Annotated in this window: 2 rRNA genes; both read left to right on the top strand. The window is 54.0% G+C overall.

The window, feature by feature from the left end:
* Window positions 1–164: 164 nt before the first annotated feature.
* Window positions 165–3270 (top strand): 23S ribosomal RNA (locus ACFVR6_RS16135).
* Window positions 3271–3376: 106 nt separating this feature from the next.
* Window positions 3377–3493: ribosomal RNA gene (gene rrf / locus ACFVR6_RS16130) — 5S ribosomal RNA — on the top strand.
* Window positions 3494–3504: the final 11 nt, after the last annotated feature.

Raw genomic sequence — 3504 nt, 5'->3', positions numbered from 1 at the left:
AGCTGGTGGCGGGGGTGGGTACCGCCCGTACTTTGAGAACTACACAGTGGACGCGAGCATCTTCGAAACATTTATGTTTCGATCGATGATCTTAAAGATCATTAGTCAATTTCTGATCCAGGCTTTATGCCTGGGTTGCGAGTTTTGATTCAAACTCATGTGATTTTCAAGTCTTTAAGAGCAAACGGTGGATGCCTTGGCATCTGGAGCCGAAGAAGGACGTAGCAATCTGCGATAAGCCTCGGGGAGTGGATAAGCACACTTTGATCCGAGGATTTCCGAATGGGGAAACCCCGCTGGGCGGCGTGCCGACCTAGTGACTCCCGCCTGAATATATAGGGCGGGTAGAGGGAACGTGGGGAAGTGAAACATCTCAGTACCCACAGGAAGAGAAAGCAACCGCGATTCCGTTAGTAGTGGCGAGCGAAACCGGAACAGGCTAAACCGAGTACGTGTGATATCCGGCAGGAGTTGCGTATTCGGGGTTGTGGGACTTTTCAGACAGTTCTGCCGATCTGTCGGCGTTACAAGAAGGTATAGACGAACGGCTTTGAATGGCCGGTCATAGAGGGTGCGAACCCCGTAGTCGAAATGCCTCTCTTGACGCGAAGAGTATCCCAAGTAGCACGGGGCCCGAGAAATCCCGTGTGAATCTGTCAGGACCACCTGATAAGCCTAAATACTCCCAGATGACCGATAGCGGACAAGTACCGTGAGGGAAAGGTGAAAAGTACCCCGGGAGGGGAGTGAAATAGTACCTGAAACCGTTTGCTTACAAACCGTTGGAGCCTCCTTAGTAGGGGTGACAGCGTGCCTTTTGAAGAATGAGCCTGCGAGTTAGCGATATGTGGCGAGGTTAACCCGTGAGGGGTAGCCGTAGCGAAAGCGAGTCTGAATAGGGCGATTCAGTCGCATGTCCTAGACCCGAAGCGAAGTGATCTATCCATGGCCAGGTTGAAGCGACGGTAAGACGTCGTGGAGGACCGAACCCACTTAGGTTGAAAACTGAGGGGATGAGCTGTGGATAGGGGTGAAAGGCCAATCAAACTTCGTGATAGCTGGTTCTCTCCGAAATGCATTTAGGTGCAGCGTTGCGTGTTTCTTGCCGGAGGTAGAGCTACTGGATGGCCGATGGGCCCTACAAGGTTACTGACGTCAGCCAAACTCCGAATGCCGGTAAGTGAGAGCGCAGCAGTGAGACTGTGGGGGATAAGCTTCATAGTCGAGAGGGAAACAACCCAGACCACCATCTAAGGTCCCAAAGCGCGTGCTAAGTGGGAAAGGATGTGGAGTTGCTTAGACAACCAGGAGGTTGGCTTAGAAGCAGCCACCCTTGAAAGAGTGCGTAATAGCTCACTGGTCAAGTGATTCCGCGCCGACAATGTAACGGGGCTCAAGCACGCCACCGAAGTTGTGGCATTGATATTATTGGTAGGCCTTCGTGGTCCAGCCGTATTGATGGGTAGGAGAGCGTCGTGTGGCCAGCGAAGCGGCGGTGTGAACCAGCCGTGGAGGCTACACGAGTGAGAATGCAGGCATGAGTAGCGAAAGACGTGTGAGAAACACGTCCTCCGAAAGACCAAGGGTTCCAGGGTCAAGCTAATCTTCCCTGGGTAAGTCGGGACCTAAGGCGAGGCCGACAGGCGTAGTCGATGGACAACGGGTTGATATTCCCGTACCGGCGAAGAACCGCCCAAGCTAATCCAGTGGTGCTAAGTGCCCGAATTCCTTTGATTCGATCCCTTCGGGGTGAGAACGTTGGAGCTAGCGCATGACCCCATGCTGGTGCGGTTAGCGTATTAACAGGTGTGACGCAGGAAGGTAGCCCAACCCGGGCGATGGTTGTCCCGGGGCAAGTGCGTAGGCCGAGTGATAGGCAAATCCGTCACTCACATAGGCTGAGACACGATGCGGATAAAAAGTGGGTGATCCTATGCTGCCAAGAAAAGCATCGACGCGAGGTTCTAGCCGCCCGTACCCCAAACCGACTCAGGTGGTCAGGTAGAGAATACCAAGGAGATCGAGAGAATCGTGGTTAAGGAACTCGGCAAAATGCCCCCGTAACTTCGGGAGAAGGGGGGCCTTCGACGTATTAGGACTTGCTCCGAAAGCGTTTGGAGGCCGCAGAGACTAGTGGGTAGCGACTGTTTACTAAAAACACAGGTCCGTGCCAAGTCGCAAGACGATGTATACGGACTGACGCCTGCCCGGTGCTGGAAGGTTAAGAGGACCGGTTAGCCGCAAGGCGAAGCTGAGAATTTAAGCCCCAGTAAACGGCGGTGGTAACTATAACCATCCTAAGGTAGCGAAATTCCTTGTCGGGTAAGTTCCGACCTGCACGAATGGCGTAACGACTTCCCAACTGTCTCAACCGCGAACTCGGCGAAATTGCACTACGAGTAAAGATGCTCGTTACGCGCAGCAGGACGGAAAGACCCCGTGACCTTTACTACAGCTTGGTATTGGTGTTCGGTGTGGCTTGTGTAGGATAGGTGGGAGACTTTGAAGCATGGACGCCAGTTCATGTGGAGTCATTGTTGAAATACCACTCTGGTCACTCTGGATATCTAACTTCGAACCGTAATCCGGTTCAGGGACAGTGCCTGGTGGGTAGTTTAACTGGGGCGGTTGCCTCCCAAAAAGTAACGGAGGCGCCCAAAGGTTCCCTCAACCTGGTTGGCAATCAGGTGGCGAGTGTAAGTGCACAAGGGAGCTTGACTGTGAGACTGACAGGTCGAGCAGGGACGAAAGTCGGGACTAGTGATCCGGCAGTGGCTTGTGGAAGCGCTGTCGCTCAACGGATAAAAGGTACCTCGGGGATAACAGGCTGATCTTGCCCAAGAGTCCATATCGACGGCATGGTTTGGCACCTCGATGTCGGCTCGTCGCATCCTGGGGCTGGAGTAGGTCCCAAGGGTTGGGCTGTTCGCCCATTAAAGCGGTACGCGAGCTGGGTTTAGAACGTCGTGAGACAGTTCGGTCCCTATCCGCTGCGCGCGTAGGAAGTTTGAGAGGATCTGACCCTAGTACGAGAGGACCGGGTTGGACGAACCTCTGGTGTGTCAGTTGTTCCGCCAGGAGCACCGCTGATTAGCTACGTTCGGGATGGATAACCGCTGAAAGCATCTAAGCGGGAAGCCGGCCTCAAGATGAGACTTCCATGCCTTCGGGCGAGAGGCTCCCAGCCAGACTACTGGGTTGATAGGCCAGATGTGGAAGTGCAGCAATGCATGCAGCTGACTGGTACTAATAAGCCGATGACTTGATAACACACCCGTTTGAGGTGCTACGCGTCCACTGAGTGGTTCTCGATGTACGGTCGAGAACCGCATGACAACAATCTTTTGTTGTGTGCAGACTGAAACATCAATAGTGTTTCGGCGGCCATAGCGAGAGGGAAACGCCCGGACACATACCGAACCCGGAAGCTAAGCCTCTCAGCGCCGATGGTACTGCAGGGGGGACCCTGTGGGAGAGTAGGACACCGCCGGACTTCTTTCGTGA

The organism is Microbacterium sp. NPDC058021, assembly GCF_042885955.1.
Taxonomy (GTDB): domain Bacteria; phylum Actinomycetota; class Actinomycetes; order Actinomycetales; family Microbacteriaceae; genus Microbacterium.
Note: the sequence above shows the minus strand (reverse complement) of the source record. Positions and strands in the feature narration are given on the sequence as shown.